The 14,563-nt window shown below is 65.5% G+C and carries 19 protein-coding genes; 7 read left to right on the forward strand and 12 right to left on the reverse strand.

The features are described from left to right. Positions 1-17 precede the first annotated feature (17 nt). A complete protein-coding gene (gene lysA / locus ACO06X_RS15805) occupies positions 18-1,277 on the forward strand; it encodes a diaminopimelate decarboxylase (RefSeq protein ID WP_421837171.1) in 1,260 nt (419 codons plus the stop codon). Between the two features lie 140 nt (positions 1,278-1,417). Next, the gene (locus ACO06X_RS15810) at positions 1,418-2,194 is read left to right on the forward strand and encodes a siroheme synthase (protein ID WP_421837172.1); all 777 of its coding nucleotides are present in this window, start codon (positions 1,418-1,420) and stop codon (positions 2,192-2,194) included. Here the strand turns inward: ACO06X_RS15810 and ACO06X_RS15815 are convergent. The 12 genes from ACO06X_RS15815 to pyrE all read right to left on the reverse strand — a co-directional run bounded on the left by ACO06X_RS15815 (position 2,191) and on the right by pyrE (position 9,601). Then, positions 2,191-2,448: a hypothetical protein gene (locus tag ACO06X_RS15815; RefSeq protein ID WP_421837173.1), complete on the reverse strand. Its 258-nt coding sequence runs from the start codon at positions 2,446-2,448 to the stop codon at positions 2,191-2,193. The genes ACO06X_RS15810 and ACO06X_RS15815 overlap by 4 nt on opposite strands. Further along, positions 2,449-2,652, reverse strand: a complete 204-nt coding sequence (locus tag ACO06X_RS15820; RefSeq protein ID WP_298166081.1) for a hypothetical protein — start codon at positions 2,650-2,652, stop codon at positions 2,449-2,451. 82 nt (positions 2,653-2,734) lie between these two features. Next, positions 2,735-2,944, reverse strand: a complete 210-nt coding sequence (locus ACO06X_RS15825) for a cold-shock protein (RefSeq protein ID WP_067907594.1) — start codon at positions 2,942-2,944, stop codon at positions 2,735-2,737. 363 nt (positions 2,945-3,307) lie between these two features. Next, a complete protein-coding gene (locus ACO06X_RS15830) occupies positions 3,308-3,712 on the reverse strand; it encodes a PaaI family thioesterase (RefSeq protein WP_298166331.1) in 405 nt (134 codons plus the stop codon). Continuing rightward, positions 3,709-4,200, reverse strand: a complete 492-nt coding sequence (locus ACO06X_RS15835; RefSeq protein WP_421837174.1) for a PaaI family thioesterase — start codon at positions 4,198-4,200, stop codon at positions 3,709-3,711. The genes ACO06X_RS15830 and ACO06X_RS15835 overlap by 4 nt, the downstream gene beginning before the upstream one ends. A gap of 56 nt (positions 4,201-4,256) precedes the next feature. After that, positions 4,257-4,724, reverse strand: a complete 468-nt coding sequence (gene ruvX, locus ACO06X_RS15840) for a Holliday junction resolvase RuvX (RefSeq protein WP_421837175.1) — start codon at positions 4,722-4,724, stop codon at positions 4,257-4,259. Next, on the reverse strand, positions 4,721-5,845 hold the full coding sequence (locus tag ACO06X_RS15845; protein WP_421837176.1) for a DUF3089 domain-containing protein: 1,125 nt from the start codon (positions 5,843-5,845) through the stop codon (positions 4,721-4,723). The genes ruvX and ACO06X_RS15845 overlap by 4 nt, the downstream gene beginning before the upstream one ends. Positions 5,846-5,851: 6 nt before the next feature. Next, positions 5,852-6,934, reverse strand: a complete 1,083-nt coding sequence (locus ACO06X_RS15850; RefSeq protein ID WP_421837177.1) for an AI-2E family transporter — start codon at positions 6,932-6,934, stop codon at positions 5,852-5,854. Further along, positions 6,931-7,842, reverse strand: coding sequence for a signal peptidase I (gene lepB, locus ACO06X_RS15855; protein WP_421837178.1), 912 nt, complete (start codon positions 7,840-7,842; stop codon positions 6,931-6,933). The genes ACO06X_RS15850 and lepB overlap by 4 nt, the downstream gene beginning before the upstream one ends. Then, positions 7,839-8,255: a holo-ACP synthase gene (gene acpS / locus ACO06X_RS15860; protein ID WP_421837179.1), complete on the reverse strand. Its 417-nt coding sequence runs from the start codon at positions 8,253-8,255 to the stop codon at positions 7,839-7,841. Before acpS ends, lepB begins: the two co-directional genes overlap by 4 nt. A 24-nt stretch (positions 8,256-8,279) precedes the next feature. Further along, positions 8,280-9,020, reverse strand: a complete 741-nt coding sequence (locus ACO06X_RS15865) for a pyridoxine 5'-phosphate synthase (protein ID WP_421837180.1) — start codon at positions 9,018-9,020, stop codon at positions 8,280-8,282. Continuing rightward, positions 9,020-9,601, reverse strand: coding sequence for an orotate phosphoribosyltransferase (gene pyrE / locus ACO06X_RS15870; protein ID WP_421837181.1), 582 nt, complete (start codon positions 9,599-9,601; stop codon positions 9,020-9,022). Before pyrE ends, ACO06X_RS15865 begins: the two co-directional genes overlap by 1 nt. Before the next feature lie 281 nt (positions 9,602-9,882). Here pyrE and coxB point away from each other — a divergent pair, with 281 nt between their 5' ends. From coxB to ACO06X_RS15895, 5 genes are all read left to right on the forward strand, one after another. Beyond that, positions 9,883-10,917, forward strand: a complete 1,035-nt coding sequence (gene coxB, locus ACO06X_RS15875) for a cytochrome c oxidase subunit II (protein ID WP_421837182.1) — start codon at positions 9,883-9,885, stop codon at positions 10,915-10,917. Positions 10,918-10,945: 28 nt separating this feature from the next. Further along, a complete protein-coding gene (ctaD, locus tag ACO06X_RS15880; protein ID WP_421837183.1) occupies positions 10,946-12,628 on the forward strand; it encodes a cytochrome c oxidase subunit I in 1,683 nt (560 codons plus the stop codon). Positions 12,629-12,787: 159 nt separating this feature from the next. Continuing rightward, positions 12,788-13,711, forward strand: a complete 924-nt coding sequence (locus ACO06X_RS15885; protein ID WP_421837184.1) for a heme o synthase — start codon at positions 12,788-12,790, stop codon at positions 13,709-13,711. After that, positions 13,708-13,908, forward strand: coding sequence for a hypothetical protein (locus ACO06X_RS15890; RefSeq protein WP_298169525.1), 201 nt, complete (start codon positions 13,708-13,710; stop codon positions 13,906-13,908). Before ACO06X_RS15885 ends, ACO06X_RS15890 begins: the two co-directional genes overlap by 4 nt. After that, positions 13,908-14,501, forward strand: coding sequence for a cytochrome c oxidase assembly protein (locus tag ACO06X_RS15895; RefSeq protein ID WP_421837185.1), 594 nt, complete (start codon positions 13,908-13,910; stop codon positions 14,499-14,501). The genes ACO06X_RS15890 and ACO06X_RS15895 overlap by 1 nt, the downstream gene beginning before the upstream one ends. Positions 14,502-14,563 lie beyond the last annotated feature (62 nt).

The following is a 14,563-nucleotide window of genomic DNA, read 5'->3' on the forward strand; positions in this document are numbered from 1 at the left end:
TTTCCAGGAATACCCCAATGGATCATTTCGAATTTCGCGGCGGCGTGCTTCATGCCGAAGACGTGCCGCTGCCCTTGATCGCGGCTGAAGTCGGTACGCCGGTCTATGTCTATTCGCGTGCGACACTGACGCGCCATGCGCGGGTGTTCCGCGATGCGCTCTCGGTGCTGCCCAAGGTTCACCTCGCCTTTGCGGTGAAGTCCAACCCCAACCTCGCCGTACTCAAGGTGCTGGCGGCGGAAGGCTACGGCGCTGATGTCGTCTCGGCGGGCGAGTTGGACCGCGCGCTCGCGGCCGGTATTCCTGCCGCAGACGTGGTGTTCTCGGGCGTGGGCAAGACCGCGGCGGAAATGCGCCGGGCGCTGCAGGCGGGCTGCGGACAGTTCAACCTCGAGAGCGAGGAAGAGGGCGAAGAGCTTGCCGAGATCGCGGCGAGCATGGGGCTGACCGCGACCGCAACGCTACGCATCAATCCCGATGTCGATGCCGGCACGCATGCCAAGATCTCGACCGGCAAGGCCGAGAACAAGTTCGGCGTGCCCTACGATCGTGCTGCGGGCATCTATGCGCGGCTGTCCGTGCTGCCGGGCCTCGATCTGCGCGGCCTCGCGCTTCATATCGGCAGCCAGCTTGCGCGGCTCGATCCGCTGGAGGCAGCCTTCACCAAGGCCGGGGCGCTGATGCAGGCGATCCGGGCGGAAGGCTTTTCGGTGACGCACATGGACCTCGGCGGCGGGGTGGGCGTGCCTTACAGGGCGGGTGAAGTGTTTCCGCAACCGGCGGACTACGCCGCGATGGTCGCGCGAGTCACGCAGGACTGGGACGTGACGCTGATGTTCGAGCCGGGGCGGCTGATCACCGGCAACACCGGCGTGCTGCTGACCGAAGTGGTGCGCGTGAAGCAGGGCGCGCTGCATCCCTGGGTGGTCGTCGATGCGGCGATGAACGATCTCGCGCGCCCGGCGATGTATGACGCGTGGCACGATTTCAGCGCGGTGACGCCGAAGGGCGAGACGATGACCGCCAATATCGTCGGCCCGATCTGCGAATCGAGCGACACCTTTGCGATGGCGCGGGAAATCGACGTAGTGGCGCGGGGTGATCTGGCGGTATTCCGCACTGCCGGCGCTTATGGCGCGACAATGGCGAACACCTACAACTCGCGCCCCATGGTGCCCGAGGTGATGGTGGATGGCGCGAAGTGGGCGGTGGTGGCCGACCGCATCGAGCCCTCGACGATCCTGTCTGCAGAGCGCGTGCCGGCCTTCCTGCTGTGAGGCTCGCGGTGCGCTAGCACCCTTCGACAAGCTCAGGGTGAGCGGACGTGGGGTTTTCCGTGCGTGGGTCTTTGGGTCTTGCCCTTAGGTCCGCTCGTCCTGAGCTTGTCGAAGGACCCAGCACAGCATAGGCGTTTCGCATGACGCTCCCAAGCCTCCCGCTGTTTCATCGCCTTGCCGGGCAGCCGGTGGTGGTGCTGGGCCATGGCGAGGCGGCGGAGGCGAAGCGGCGGTTGGTGCTGCGCGCGGGCGGCAAGGTGATCGAGGATCTGGCCGAAGGCATTGATACGGGCGCGCGGCTGGCGTTCATCGCGCATGAGGATGCAGGCGCCTGCGAGGCCGATGCGATCCGCGCGCGGGGGGCAGGGCTGCTGGTCAATGTCGTCGACAAGCCGGCGCTGTGCGATTTCACCACGCCTTCGATCATCGACCGTGCGCCCGTGCTGATCGCGGTGGGCACCGGCGGGGCCTCGGCGGGGCTGGCGAAAGCGCTGCGGCTGCGGTTGGAACGGCTGCTGCCGCAAGGGCTGGGGGCGCTGGCGGAAGCGCTTTACGCAGCGCGCGGCGCAATGCGTTCGCGCTGGCCTACAGGGCCGGAACGCAGGCGCGCGCTCGATGCGGCGCTGGAAGATGGCGGCGCGCTCGATCCGCTGCGTGAAGGTGACGCGGCGCGGGTGCAGGGCTGGCTGGAGGGCGGTGCGGATGGCGCGGCTGGCCGGTTCACGATCCGGCTGCGTTCGCCTGATCCCGATGACCTTACGCTGCGCGAGGCGCGGCTGCTGGGGCAGGCCGATGCGGTTGTGGCGGGTCCGCAGGTGCCGGGTGCGGTGCTGGCGCGGCTGAGGGCGGATGCGATGCGCATTGCGCCCGGGGATGCCGAGCCCGAAGGCGGCATCGTGGTGGTGATCGAACCCTAGTCCGGCGCGACGATGTGCGCGAAGAGCTGGTCGAGGTGCAGTTGGAGTTCCTGCACCGCCGGATTGTTTGCGTGGCGGGGAAGGCTCAGCGGCAAGCTCATGCTCTGGTGCAGCGCCGAGGCTTCGGTGATCGTGAGCATGCCGCGCTGGCGCAGGATGTTGGCAAGGCTGGCGATGCCGTTGATCGCACAAATGTCAGAGACTTCCAGCGCCGCAAAGAGCTGGGGAAGATCAAGATCGGGCAGATCGGTCATTCAGGCCGGACTGGGGCTGTCGGCGAGCCGTTCCAGGCGCGAACGTTCCCGGCCTTCGGCAACTTCGCGCAGCTGATCGGCCATGGCGCGCCATGCCTTCTCGGAACGCAGCGCACGATCACGCACGTTGTCGAGCTTGGCACCCGATGCTTCGGTTGCCGCCTGATCGGCGCGTTCGACGAGAAATTCATAGGACAACGCCATCTACGTCGACTCCGCAAAAGAGGCAGGCGGAAGGTAGGCGCCCGCAGCGACCAGCGAACTGGCTGCTGCGGGCTCGCCTCGATCAGTTCGCGCTGGCGAGATTGATCGCCGATTCCTTGCCATTGCGGCCGGTCTCGACGTCATAGCTGACGCGCTGGTCCTTGCTCAGCGTGGCGAGGCCGGCGGCCTGCACGGCGGAGATGTGGACGAAGCTGTCCTTGCCGCCGTCATCCGGCTGGATGAAGCCATAGCCCTTGTCTTCGTTGAAGAATTTTACGGTTCCGATAGTCATGGTCGCTTCCTTTCAAGAAACGGGAGTGACCGCCGGCGCGAATGCCGACGGGGTCGTGCGTCTGGTCGTCACTTGAAAGGAAATCGAGGGAGTCGGAGATGCGGGAACCGGGTTCCTGCAGCTCAAATCAAAACGTCGATGCCCGTCTCACTTCAACGAGAGCAGCATGGAAAAACCGGCGCTTGCCGGTTGAAAAAGCCAGGCATCATGAAAAGGAAAGGACGCTGACAAAGCAGCCGTCAAATTCCGTCGCAATCGACGTGAGGCGAGTTTTCTTTAGAAGCCTGTGTAAAAATTGCAAGACAATTCGGCCAGGAACGCGGCAGGGCGCATCCCAACGGGCCGCAATCATGCCATTTACGGTCAGCTTTCCTTGGGCGCAGCGAGCAGGAAATTCATCCAGCTGCTGGCGACCAGCTTGCTGCGGTCGCCCTGCCAGGCCTCGACCCGGACGTTCGCCACGCGGCGGCCGGCGCGGATGACCTCGCCGCGCGCGAAGGTGCGTTCCTGCACGCCGCCGCGCAGATATTCGATGCTGATGTTGACCGGCTTGATGCGGGATGCGCTGCCCTGCCGGTCGAGCTCTGCGCGGAGGGCAGCGTGGGCGGCCATCTCCAGCAGTCCGCCGATTGCGCCGCCGTGAAGGAAGCCCGGCCGGCCCTGCACACGCTCGGCAAAGTCCATCGCGATGACCGGCGCGCCGTCCTCGATGTGGTCGACTTCCATGCCCATGGTCCGGGCGTAGGGAGGCAGATTGTAACCGCTCATGGCTTCGACCACCCCTCGCTGCTCACCAGCATGAAGATGCCGGCGGTGTGCGCGACCGGATCGGTGATGTCGCCATCGTGGGCGATCCCGCGCACGAAGGCCATCGAGCGGCGCACCTGATAGCATTCGGCGCGCGCGATCACCGTCTTGCCCGGCGTGGCGGCGCGCACATAGTCGATGCGAAGATCGAGCGTGACTTGCGGGTTGAAAGTGCCCTGCCGCGTCCAGACCGACATGGAGGTGGCATTGTCGAGCAGGCTGATGATCGGCCCCGAGGCGAGCACGCCGGTTTCCTCTACGCCGACGAGATCCTCGCGCCAGGGCAGGGCGAGCTCGATCCAGTCCTCGCCGTGATCGTGGTACTCCATGCCGAGGAAGCCGGTGTGGCCAGCGCGGGTGAACCAGCGCGCGCCGCGTTCGGGATCGAACACGAACCCTTCCGGCATGATCGTCTTCATCAGGCCGGCGGCCTTCTCATCCTTGCTCATGGCTGACGTCCTGCCGGGGCGGGGGCGCGGTGACAACCATCAATTGTGGCGCGGAATCAGAACGCGCTCCCCACCATGGCATCGAGCGCGCCTTGCAGGATGAGCGCGGCGGCGTGCGAATCGATGCGTTCCGCCCGCTTTGCGCGGCTGAAATCCTGCTCGATCATCGCGCGTTCGGCGGCCTGCGTGGTCCAGCGTTCGTCCCACAGCAGGATGGGCAGGCCAAGATCGGCAAGGTTGCGCGCCATCGCACGGGCGGCCTGGCTGCGCGGACTTTCGCCGCCGTCCATGTGGAGCGGGAGGCCGATGACGAGGCCTTTCACGCTGCGCGCGGCAATCAGCGCTGCCAGTTCGGCCTTGTCGGCCGCGAACTTGCGGCGGCGGATCGTCTGGCCGGCGGTGGCGAAGCGCCAGTCGCGGTCGCACAGCGCGACACCGATGGTCTTGGTGCCGGGATCGAGGCCCATCAGTGCGCCGCCTTCGGGCAGCGCGCCGCGCAGTTCGGCCGCGCTGGTGGTGATCATCTGGGGGCCGGCTGCTTTGCCAGCCACGCTGCCGTGCGGCGCGCCACATCCGCGCGAACATTGGCCCAGAACAGCGGCACATCATATACGTGATAGTTATTGCCGGGCAGCACATAGGGGCCAAGATCGGGCCCTTCGCCGATCAGCAGGAGGCCGGATCTTGCATCGCAGCGCGCGGGCACGCCAAGCTTGGTGAGTTTGCCGGTGGTCAGATCGTTCGAGGGGACCATCGTGCCGAGATTCGCGGTGCCCGGCGCATCCGGCGCGGCGCCGCCATTCAACGGGTTCGTGCAAAGCACGGGCTCGGCCCCCTTGGCCTTGCCGTCGAGCCCGGGTTCGGCGCGGTAGGTATCGAGCATGAGGCTTGCTTCGGGCGGGTCGGCAAAGCTCATCCAGCTCAGGGCGCAGCCGGTCTGGTCTGCCGCGGAGCAGGCAGGCATGCCGGTCTGCGGCAGATCGTGCGCGGGGGAGACGGGCCAGCCGATCATGTAGGCTGCGGCGATCCGGCTGGCGATCGGAGTGCCCTTCACCTCGTCCTGCAGCAGGTGCATGAGGTGCAGCGCGCCCTGGCTGTGGCCCGCGAGCACGATCGGCGCATTGGCGGGCACGGCGGCGACAAACGCGCGGAAGGCGGCGCGCACATCGCCATAGGCAACCGCGCGGGCCTTCAGTGTCTCGGGCCGGTTGACGAGGAAGCTGCCAAAGGCCGCTTGCCGGTAGTAAGGTACGAAAACGGCCGCTTCGCCATTGAACGCACTCGCCATGCCGCGCACGAACAGGGCCGTGCGATAGCGCGCGTCCTCGTCCTCGATCGGGCCGTTCCAGTGATCGCGGGCGAGGTAGCTCGTCGGGTGGATGAAAAAGACAAAGGCCTTGCCCTGCGGCGCGGCGGGGGTGCCTTCGGGGTGATACTGCGCGGGATCATTAGCGGTGCCGGGGCGTGATACCCACATGGCGGGATCGTCGTAGGTGCCCGCGCGCAAGGGCGCCTGCGCTTCGAAGCTGCCGCGCGGCACGAAGGCGAACCGGGTCAGTTCGACCGACCAGATGCGCAGGGCCAGCAGCGCGGCGATGACCATGACGATCAGCAGCGCGATGAAATAGAGGAACTTGCGGGCCATCGGCGCCTATTCTGTCCGTTCTTCGCGGCGGGTGTTGTGCTCGGCCTGCCGTTCGAGCGCGATTTTCAGCATGACCACCAGCGGATCGGCGAGCGCAAGGCCGAGGATGCCGAACAGCACGCCGAAGATCAGCTGCGCGCCCAGCACCAGCGCCGGGGCCAGATCGGCGGTGCGCTTGGCGACCATCGGCACGATCACATTGCCGTCAACGGTCTGCACCACGACATAGACCACGATACAGTAGATCCCCATCGCCGTGCCGCCCGAGAAGCCGACGAGGATCATCAGAATGCCCGAAATCGGCGCGCCGATATTGGGCAGGAACACGAGTAGGCCCGTGAGCAGGCCAAGCAGCGCGGCCATCGGCACGCCGTAGACGGCGAGTGCAATCCAGGTGGCGACGCCTTCGATCACCATGCCGAGCATGCGCCCCGCAAGCAGCATGCGCAGCGTGCGGCCCATGCGGTGGGTTGTGCCATGGAAGTACTCGCGGCTTCCGGCCGGGAGCATCCACGCCAGGCCGCGCTGGTACAGATCGGGCTCGAGCACGAAATAGATGCCGAGGATGACGATGATCAGCAGCGTGGTGACGCCGCCGAACAAGCCGCCCAGGGCCTGAGTCACCTGACCTACCCCGCCGAGCAGTTGCTGGACCAGACTGCTGACATCGCTGCGACCCATGGTGAGGCCATGCATAGAGGCCCAATCGAGCGCGCGCTGGGCCTGCGCGGTGACCAGCGGCGGCATCTCGGCGGCCTGCGTCATGATCTGGCTGCCGGCAAATTCGACCACCCAGACAAGGAACGCAACCGTCAGCAGCAGGACCACCGCCACGCGCCATGAGCGTCCGATGGGCAGCACGCGGCCGAGCAGGCGCTGGCCGCCATCGATCAGCATGGCGAACACGAAACCGCCGAAGATCACCAGCAGCGGATGCGCCAGATAGACCGCCAACGCGGCCATCCCGGCCATGCCGATCCACACCGCCGCGCGCTTGATTTCCTGCCGTACGAGATCGTCGCGGATATCGGTGGGCCCGGCGCTGTGCTGCGGGGCGGTCTCGGGAACGGTGGTCGGTACGTCGCTCATCGCTTGGTCGGGGCCCTCTGCGGCAGGATCATCGGTCGCAGTTTGAGCGAAGCACGGTTCCCCCGCAAGGCACCGTACCATGTCAAAGGATTCCACGTCTCGGTGCCATTGAGCGAATAGGTGATGAATTCGGCACGCCCGCCGATATCAGCCAGCGGAACCGGCCCACCGAGGCCCTTTTCGATGATCGGCGCGCGGCTGTCGGCTGAATGATCGCGGTTGTCGCCCATCAGGAAGGCGTAGCCAGCCGGGATTTTTGTCTCGGGATAATTGTCGAGCGGCTGCTGGCGGTGATCGATGATCCGGTAGGTCGCGCCGTTGGGCAGGGTTTCGCGGAAGATCGGCAATTCGCAGACCTGTTTGCCGTCTGCCGCGCGGTAACGAAGTCCGGGGAAATCATCGGGATCGCAGGGCTGGTTGGCATCGACCGGCAGCTCGAGCGGCGCTTCGGCGATCTGCGGCACGGGCTTGCCGTTGAGGATGATCTGGCCGTTCACCACGGCAATGCGGTCGCCCGGCAGCGCGACGACGCGCTTGATATAGTCCTCATCGCGATCGGGCGGGACGACGATGACGATATCGCCATAGGCCGGGGTCGCGGGAAGAATGCGCGTCTTCGAGCGCGGCAGGAAGTGCATCGAGGCCGAAACCCACGACCAGCCGTAGGGATACTTCGAGACGACCAGCTGATCGCCGACGAGCAGGTTCGGCATCATTGAAATCGACGGGATGTAGAAGGGCTTGGCCACGAAGCTGTGGAAGCCGATCACCGCCAGCAGCATGAGCAGCAGGCCACGCATCTCGGCGAGCCAGTTGGTGCCCTCGGGTTCGCCAGTTCCACTTTCGGGTGCCGTGTTTTCCGGCTGCTCTGTTTCGGGGACCGGCGCGGTTTCGGTAACGTCGCTCAAGCAGCACCTTCAGAAAGGGGTCGCGCCTCGATCACGACGAAGGCCTGCGCCCATGGGTGATCGTCGGTGAGCGTCAGGTGAACCACCGCCTCATGCCCCGCCGGGGTGATCGCGGCAAGGCGCGCGGCGGCACCGCCCGTCAGCGCCAGTGTCGGCGCACCGGAGGGAGCGTTGACCACGCCGATGTCCTTCATGAACACCCCCGCCTTGAAGCCAGTGCCGACCGCCTTGGAGAACGCCTCCTTGGCAGCGAAGCGCTTCGCCAGCGTGCCCGCCTTGGTATAGGGCCGGCGCGCGGCTTTGGCCTGTTCGAGCGGGGTGAAGACGCGGCTCTCAAAGCGCGCGCCGAAGCGGTCGAGCGAGGCCTGGATGCGCTCTATGTTGCAGAGGTCGGAGCCCATGCCGATGATCACTGCCCGCTCCTCACCGCCCGCTCCTCACCGTGCCGCGTCCATCAGTTCGCGCATCCTGAGTACCGCGTTTTCGAGTCCGGTAAAGATCGCCTCGCCGATCAGGTAGTGGCCGATGTTAAGCTCGGCCAATTGGGGAATCGCGGCGATGGCGCTGACGTTGTCGTAAGTGAGGCCGTGGCCGGCGTGGGGCTCGATGCCGTTCTTGGCAGCGAGCGCGGCCATGTCGGCGATGCGGCGCAGTTCCACCGCGCGGGCCTCACCCTCAGCGTGCGCGTATTCGCCGGTGTGGAGTTCGACGACGGGCGCGCCGAGCTTCATCGCCGCTTCGATCTGGCGCGGATCGGGAGCGATGAACAGGCTGACGCGGATGCCGGCATCCGCGAGTCGGCTGACGATCGGGGCGAGGCGGTTGTGCTGGCCGGCGGCGTCCAGCCCGCCCTCGGTGGTGCGTTCCTCGCGCCGTTCGGGCACGATGCAGGCCGCGTGCGGCTTGTGGCGCAGCGCGATGGCAAGCATTTCCTCCGTCGCGGCCATTTCAAGGTTGAGCGGCAGGTTCGTCGCGGCCTGGATGCGCGCAAGGTCCTCGTCGCGGATGTGGCGGCGGTCTTCGCGCAGGTGCGCCGTAAGGCCATCGCCGCCGACTTCGGCGACGATCTGCGCTGCGCGGACCGGATCGGGATGTTCGCCGCCGCGCGCGTTGCGGATCGTGGCGACGTGGTCGATGTTCACGCCGAGGCGCAGGCGCGTGGGAGCATGAAGGCTCATCAGGCGGCGCGGCTGCCGGGCTTGATTGCCTGAGTCGCGGCGAGTTCCGGTGGAAGCTCGTCGGGCGCGTAAGTCGGGAAGCTGAGGCTGACGAGCGGGTAGAATGGCACGCCGAGGTCTGCCGTGCCGCCCGAGCGATCAACCAGCGCCGCGCCGGCCACCACGATGCCGCCTTCCGCCTCGATCGCGGCGATGGCTTCGCGGCTGGAAAGGCCGGTGGTCACGACGTCCTCGACCATCAGCACCTTCTCGCCGGCCTTGAGCGAAAAGCCGCGGCGCAGTTCAAACGTGCCGGTCGGGCGCTCGACGAACATCGCCTCGACGCCCAGCGCACGGCCCATTTCATGGCCGATGATCACCCCGCCCATCGCGGGCGAAATAACCTTGCCGATCTGCTGGCGCAGTTCGCGCGGCAGAGTCGCGGCGAGCGCGGCGGCAAGGCGAGAGGCTCGCATCGGGTCCATCAGCACGCGGGCGCATTGCAGATAGTGCGCGCTGTGGCGGCCCGAAGAAAGCAGGAAGTGCCCTTCAAGCAGAGCCTCGCTGGCGCGGAATTCGGAGAGGATCTCGTCTTCGAGCATGGTTGTCTCATCATGAGCGGGCGTCGGAGCCCGCAGGAGGTGCTTCAGGGGTGGGTCAATAGCGAAGGGAGGGGCGCGGCGCTATGCCGGACTGCTCGATTCCCGTTATTCGCTTGCGCCTTAGAGCTTTAGGGCAAACCCCATTGCCCCAAAAATATACGTTCAGGCGCTTGAGGCTTGCGGCGAGCGCGCGTATAGGCCCCCTTGAATTAAGGGATTTGGGGTGTGGAGTGTCGGGGCAAAGGCCCGGCGCAGAAGCAAAAAATCGAGAGTTGCACACGATGAGTCTTTCCCATGTTGCCCGCGCCGTGACGGGTGTGATCCGGACAGTCAGCCTGGCGGCCGCGCTCGCATTCGCGCCCCAGGCCATGGCGGCTGCTGCCGCTCCGGCACCCGCGGCTGCTGTGGCTCCAGCGCCCGCCGACCCGGTCGCGGTGACGCCGGCTCCCGCCGCCAGCGCCGCTTCGGCAGATGCTGCCGCGCCGGTGGACAAGGGTTCCTATACCCCGATGAAGCCGACCGATGGCAAGGGCCAGCCGGTCGCCAAGGCCTGGACCTTCCAGGACCAGTATTCGCCGATCGGGCAGGAGGCCCTGGCGATGCACGATTACCTGCTGATGCCGGTGATCGTCGTGATCACGCTCTTTGTCCTGCTGCTCCTGCTTCTGGTCATGGTCCGCTTCCGCCGCGCCGCCAACCCGGTCGCATCGAAGACCAGCCACAACACCACGATCGAGATCATCTGGACGGTTGTTCCGGTGTTGATCCTCGTCGTGATCGCGGTGCCCTCGATCCGCCTGCTGGCGCACCAATATGCGCCCGCGCCCAAGGGTGCGCTCACGGTCAAGGCCACCGGTTACCAGTGGTACTGGGGCTATACTTATCCGGACAACGGCGGCTTCGAGGTGATCTCGAACATCCTGCCCGATGCCGAAGCGCTGAAGCGCGGCGAGCAGCCGCAGCTCGCGGCCGACAACCGCATGGTCGTCCCCGCTGGTGAGCCTATCCGCCTGCAGACCACCGGTTCGGACGTGATCCACGCCTTCGCCGTACCCTCGCTGTGGTTCAAGCTCGACGCTGTGCCGGGCCGCATCAACGAGAAGGTGCTCTTCATCAAGGAGCCGGGCGTTTACTACGGCCAGTGCTCCGAGCTGTGCGGTGCCCGCCACGGCTACATGCCGATCGTGGTCGAGGCGCTGCCCCGGCCCAAGTTCGAAGAGTGGGTGAAAACCCAGGGCGGCACTGTCGGTGCTCCGGCGGCCGGCGCCACCACCACGGCGGCCGCAGCGCCCGCCAAGACCACGCCCGCAGCGTAACAGATTTCGAGGACAAGGTTAGACCACCATGGCCAGCATTCCAGCCCACGAAGGCTTCGACGCCCACCACGAGGCGCACGATCATGACCACAAGCCCGCGTTCTTCGCGCGCTGGTTCATGTCGACCAACCACAAGGACATCGGGACGCTCTACCTGATCTTCGCGATCATCGCGGGCATCATCGGTGGCGCCGTTTCGGGCATCATGCGCGCCGAACTCGCGCACCCGGGCATCCAGTACCTTGGCTGGTGGACGCATTTCCTCGGCGGCAACGACCAGGATTTCAACGCCACGCTCCACCTGTGGAACGTGCTGATCACCGCCCACGGCCTGATCATGGTGTTCTTCATGGTCATGCCCGCGCTGATCGGCGGCTTCGGCAACTGGTTCGTGCCGCTCATGATCGGCGCGCCGGACATGGCCTTCCCGCGGATGAACAACATCTCGTTCTGGCTGACCGTCTCGGGCTTCTGCTCGCTGATGATCTCGGCCTTCATGCCCGGCGGTACCGGAATGGGCGCGGGCACGGGCTGGACGGTCTATGCGCCGCTCTCAACCTCGGGCTCGGTCGGCCCTGCGGTCGACTTCGCGATCTTCTCGCTGCACCTTGCGGGTGCTGGCTCGATCCTCGGCGCGATCAACTTCATCACCACCATCTTCAACATGCGCGCACCGGGCATGACCCTGCACAAGATGCCGCTGTTCGTGTGGTCGATGCTCGTCACCGCGTTCCTGCTGCTGCTTTCGCTGCCGGTTCTCGCCGCGGCGATCACCATGCTGCTGACCGACCGCAACTTCGGCACGACGTTCTTCAACCCGGCCGGCGGCGGTGACCCGATCCTTTACCAGCACCTGTTCTGGTTCTTTGGTCACCCCGAAGTCTACATCATGATCCTGCCGGGCTTCGGCATCATCAGCCAGATCATCTCGACCTTCTCGAAGAAGCCGGTGTTCGGCTACCTCGGCATGGCCTACGCGATGGTCGCGATCGGTGCGGTTGGCTTCATCGTGTGGGCCCACCACATGTATACCACCGGCCTCGACGTGAACACGAAGATGTACTTCACCGCCGCCACCATGGTCATCGCGGTGCCCACCGGCATCAAGATTTTCTCGTGGATCGCGACGATGTGGGGCGGCAGCCTCGAATTCAAGTCGCCGCTCGTTTGGGCGATCGGCTTCATCTTCCTCTTCACCGTCGGCGGCGTGACCGGCGTGGTGCTCGCCAACGGCGGCATCGACGACAACCTCCAGGACACCTACTACGTCGTGGCGCACTTCCACTACGTGCTGTCGCTGGGCGCGGTCACTTCGCTCTTCGCCGGGTTCTACTACTGGTTCCCGAAGATGAGCGGCCGCATGCACAGCGAGTTCCTCAGCCACCTGCACTTCTGGGTGTTCTTCATCGGCGTGAACCTGATCTTCTTCCCGATGCACTTCCTCGGCGTTCAGGGCATGCCGCGTCGCTATCCGGACTACGCCCCGGCGTTCGAGTTCTGGAACACGATCGCAACCAACGGCTACATGGTCATGGCTGCCTCGATGGTGATCTTCTTCGTCAACATCGGCTACTCGCTGGTGGCCGGCAAGAAGGCGGAAGGCAACTACTGGGGTGAAGGCGCCACCACGCTCGAGTGGACGCTCTCCAGCCCGCCGCCGTTCCACCAGTTCGAGACGCTCCCGGTCATCGAGGACGCGCACGCGCACTGATCGGATACCCGGTTTCAACTGGGGGTCTGCACAGACAGAGGGGCTCCGGAGCGATCCGGGGCCCTTTTGCGTTGGTCGTCGCATGAGACAAACTTTGGCACCAAAGCCCGGTGCCGTTTCGCTTTCCCTTCGCGGAATGCAGGCCTATAGGCGCCCATCATGACCACCGCGAACCCTCAGGCCCTGATCATGCCCGCCGACTGGCGCGACTTCTTCGCGCTGACCAAGCCGGGCGTGATGCGGCTCGTCATCTTCACTGCCGTGTGCGGCATGCTGGCGGCGCCCGGCACGATCCACCCCGTGCTCGCCTTCACCGCCATCCTGTGCATTGCGGTTGGTGCAGGCGGCGCGGCTGCGCTCAACCAGTGGTGGGAAGCCGATCTGGACGCCGTGATGAAGCGCACGGCCAAGCGCCCCATTCCCGGCGGCCGCATGGATCGCACCTCCGCGCGCGATTTTGGCTTCGCGCTCTCGGGCATCTCGGTGATGACGATGGGGCTCGCCATCAGCTGGCTTGCGGCGGGGATCCTCGCCTTCTCGATCTTTTACTACGCCTATCTCTACACCGTATGGCTCAAGCCGCGCACGCCGCAGAACATCGTGATCGGCGGCGGTGCGGGCGCGTTTCCGCCGCTGATCGGGTGGATCGCGGTGACCGGACACATCACGTGGATGCCGGTGCTGCTGTTCCTCATCATCTTCATGTGGACGCCGCCGCACTTCTGGGCACTCGCCCTGTTCGTGCAGATCGACTACTCCAAGGCCGGCATCCCGATGATGCCGGTCGTGGCGGGCGAACGCTCCACCCGGTGGCAAATTCTGGCATATGCAGTCGTACTGCTTCCGCTTTCGATGACACCTTGGTTCATCGGCGGAACGGGTTGGGTCTATGGCCTTTCCGCGCTCCTGCTCAGCGGGCTGTTCCTGTGGCTTTCGTTCAAGGTGGGTCTGCGCACCTCGACCCCCGGCGATGGCATGAAGCCGGAGAAGCGCTTGTTCGCCTATTCGATCTTCTACCTGTTCATCCTGTTCGCGATGCTGGTCGCCGACCGTTTCGCGACGATCCTGGGTCTGCAAGCATGAACCAGCCTTTCAATGACCGCCCGCTCACTGCTGCCGAAACCGATGCGCTGCGCGCGCGTCAGCGTGAGCGCAACAAGGTCATGGGCCTGATCCTCGGCTTCCTCGTAGTCCTGTTCTTCGCGATCTCCATCGTGAAGATCACCGCCAAGCCGGAGCATGCGCCGGCAGAGGGCACTGAGCAGGCGGAGCATTCCTGATGGCGTTGGCGCTCGATGTCGCCGGCCGGCGCAACCGCAAGGTGGGGATGATTGCTGCTGGCGGTGCAATCGCCATGCTGGGCCTCGGCTACGCTTCGGTGCCGCTCTACCGCATGTTTTGCCAGGCCACGGGCTTCAATGGCACGACGCAGCGCGCAACAGCGGCGCAGGCGGCGTCGGTGAAGACCACAGCGCGCCCGATCACGATCCGCTTCGATGGCAATGTGACCAAGGGCATGCCGTGGCAGTTCCGGCCGGAGCAGGTGACGCAGGACGGCCATATCGGCGAGCGCAAGATGGCCTTCTTCATCGCGAAGAATACATCGAACCGCCCGATTGTCGGCCGCGCGATCTACAACGTGACGCCCGAGCAGACCGGCGCCTATTTCCACAAGATCCAGTGCTTCTGCTTCAACGAGCAGCGGCTCGAACCCGGTGAGCAAGTGCGCATGCCGGTGATCTACTACGTCGATCCCGAGATGCTGAACGACCCGAACGCGAAGGACGTTCCCGAGATCACGCTTTCGTACACCTTCATAGAAGCAGCGGACAGCGTGGCCGCACCCCCTGAAAAACAGGGTGGCAAGAGGTAGGAAAGCCTCTGGACCGCACCGCAAGGCCTCGATAAAGGCGTTTGCAATCAAGCTGAATCGTG

The organism is Novosphingobium sp., assembly GCF_965229225.1.
Classification (GTDB): domain Bacteria; phylum Pseudomonadota; class Alphaproteobacteria; order Sphingomonadales; family Sphingomonadaceae; genus Novosphingobium.

What these genes read in the sequence shown, in the direction of transcription:
- lysA (WP_421837171.1), top strand. Translation starts at nt 18, where the DNA reads ATGGATCATTTCGAATTTCGCGGCGGCGTGCTTCATGCCGAAGACGTG.
- ACO06X_RS15810 (WP_421837172.1), top strand. Translation starts at nt 1,418, where the DNA reads ATGACGCTCCCAAGCCTCCCGCTGTTTCATCGCCTTGCCGGGCAGCCG.
- ACO06X_RS15815 (WP_421837173.1), bottom strand. Translation starts at nt 2,448, where the DNA reads ATGACCGATCTGCCCGATCTTGATCTTCCCCAGCTCTTTGCGGCGCTG.
- ACO06X_RS15820 (WP_298166081.1), bottom strand. Translation starts at nt 2,652, where the DNA reads ATGGCGTTGTCCTATGAATTTCTCGTCGAACGCGCCGATCAGGCGGCA.
- ACO06X_RS15825 (WP_067907594.1), bottom strand. Translation starts at nt 2,944, where the DNA reads ATGACTATCGGAACCGTAAAATTCTTCAACGAAGACAAGGGCTATGGC.
- ACO06X_RS15830 (WP_298166331.1), bottom strand. Translation starts at nt 3,712, where the DNA reads ATGAGCGGTTACAATCTGCCTCCCTACGCCCGGACCATGGGCATGGAA.
- ACO06X_RS15835 (WP_421837174.1), bottom strand. Translation starts at nt 4,200, where the DNA reads ATGAGCAAGGATGAGAAGGCCGCCGGCCTGATGAAGACGATCATGCCG.
- ruvX (WP_421837175.1), bottom strand. Translation starts at nt 4,724, where the DNA reads ATGATCACCACCAGCGCGGCCGAACTGCGCGGCGCGCTGCCCGAAGGC.
- ACO06X_RS15845 (WP_421837176.1), bottom strand. Translation starts at nt 5,845, where the DNA reads ATGGCCCGCAAGTTCCTCTATTTCATCGCGCTGCTGATCGTCATGGTC.
- ACO06X_RS15850 (WP_421837177.1), bottom strand. Translation starts at nt 6,934, where the DNA reads ATGAGCGACGTACCGACCACCGTTCCCGAGACCGCCCCGCAGCACAGC.
- ACO06X_RS15865 (WP_421837180.1), bottom strand. Translation starts at nt 9,020, where the DNA reads ATGAGCCTTCATGCTCCCACGCGCCTGCGCCTCGGCGTGAACATCGAC.
- pyrE (WP_421837181.1), bottom strand. Translation starts at nt 9,601, where the DNA reads ATGCTCGAAGACGAGATCCTCTCCGAATTCCGCGCCAGCGAGGCTCTG.
- coxB (WP_421837182.1), top strand. Translation starts at nt 9,883, where the DNA reads ATGAGTCTTTCCCATGTTGCCCGCGCCGTGACGGGTGTGATCCGGACA.
- ctaD (WP_421837183.1), top strand. Translation starts at nt 10,946, where the DNA reads ATGGCCAGCATTCCAGCCCACGAAGGCTTCGACGCCCACCACGAGGCG.
- ACO06X_RS15885 (WP_421837184.1), top strand. Translation starts at nt 12,788, where the DNA reads ATGACCACCGCGAACCCTCAGGCCCTGATCATGCCCGCCGACTGGCGC.
- ACO06X_RS15890 (WP_298169525.1), top strand. Translation starts at nt 13,708, where the DNA reads ATGAACCAGCCTTTCAATGACCGCCCGCTCACTGCTGCCGAAACCGAT.
- ACO06X_RS15895 (WP_421837185.1), top strand. Translation starts at nt 13,908, where the DNA reads ATGGCGTTGGCGCTCGATGTCGCCGGCCGGCGCAACCGCAAGGTGGGG.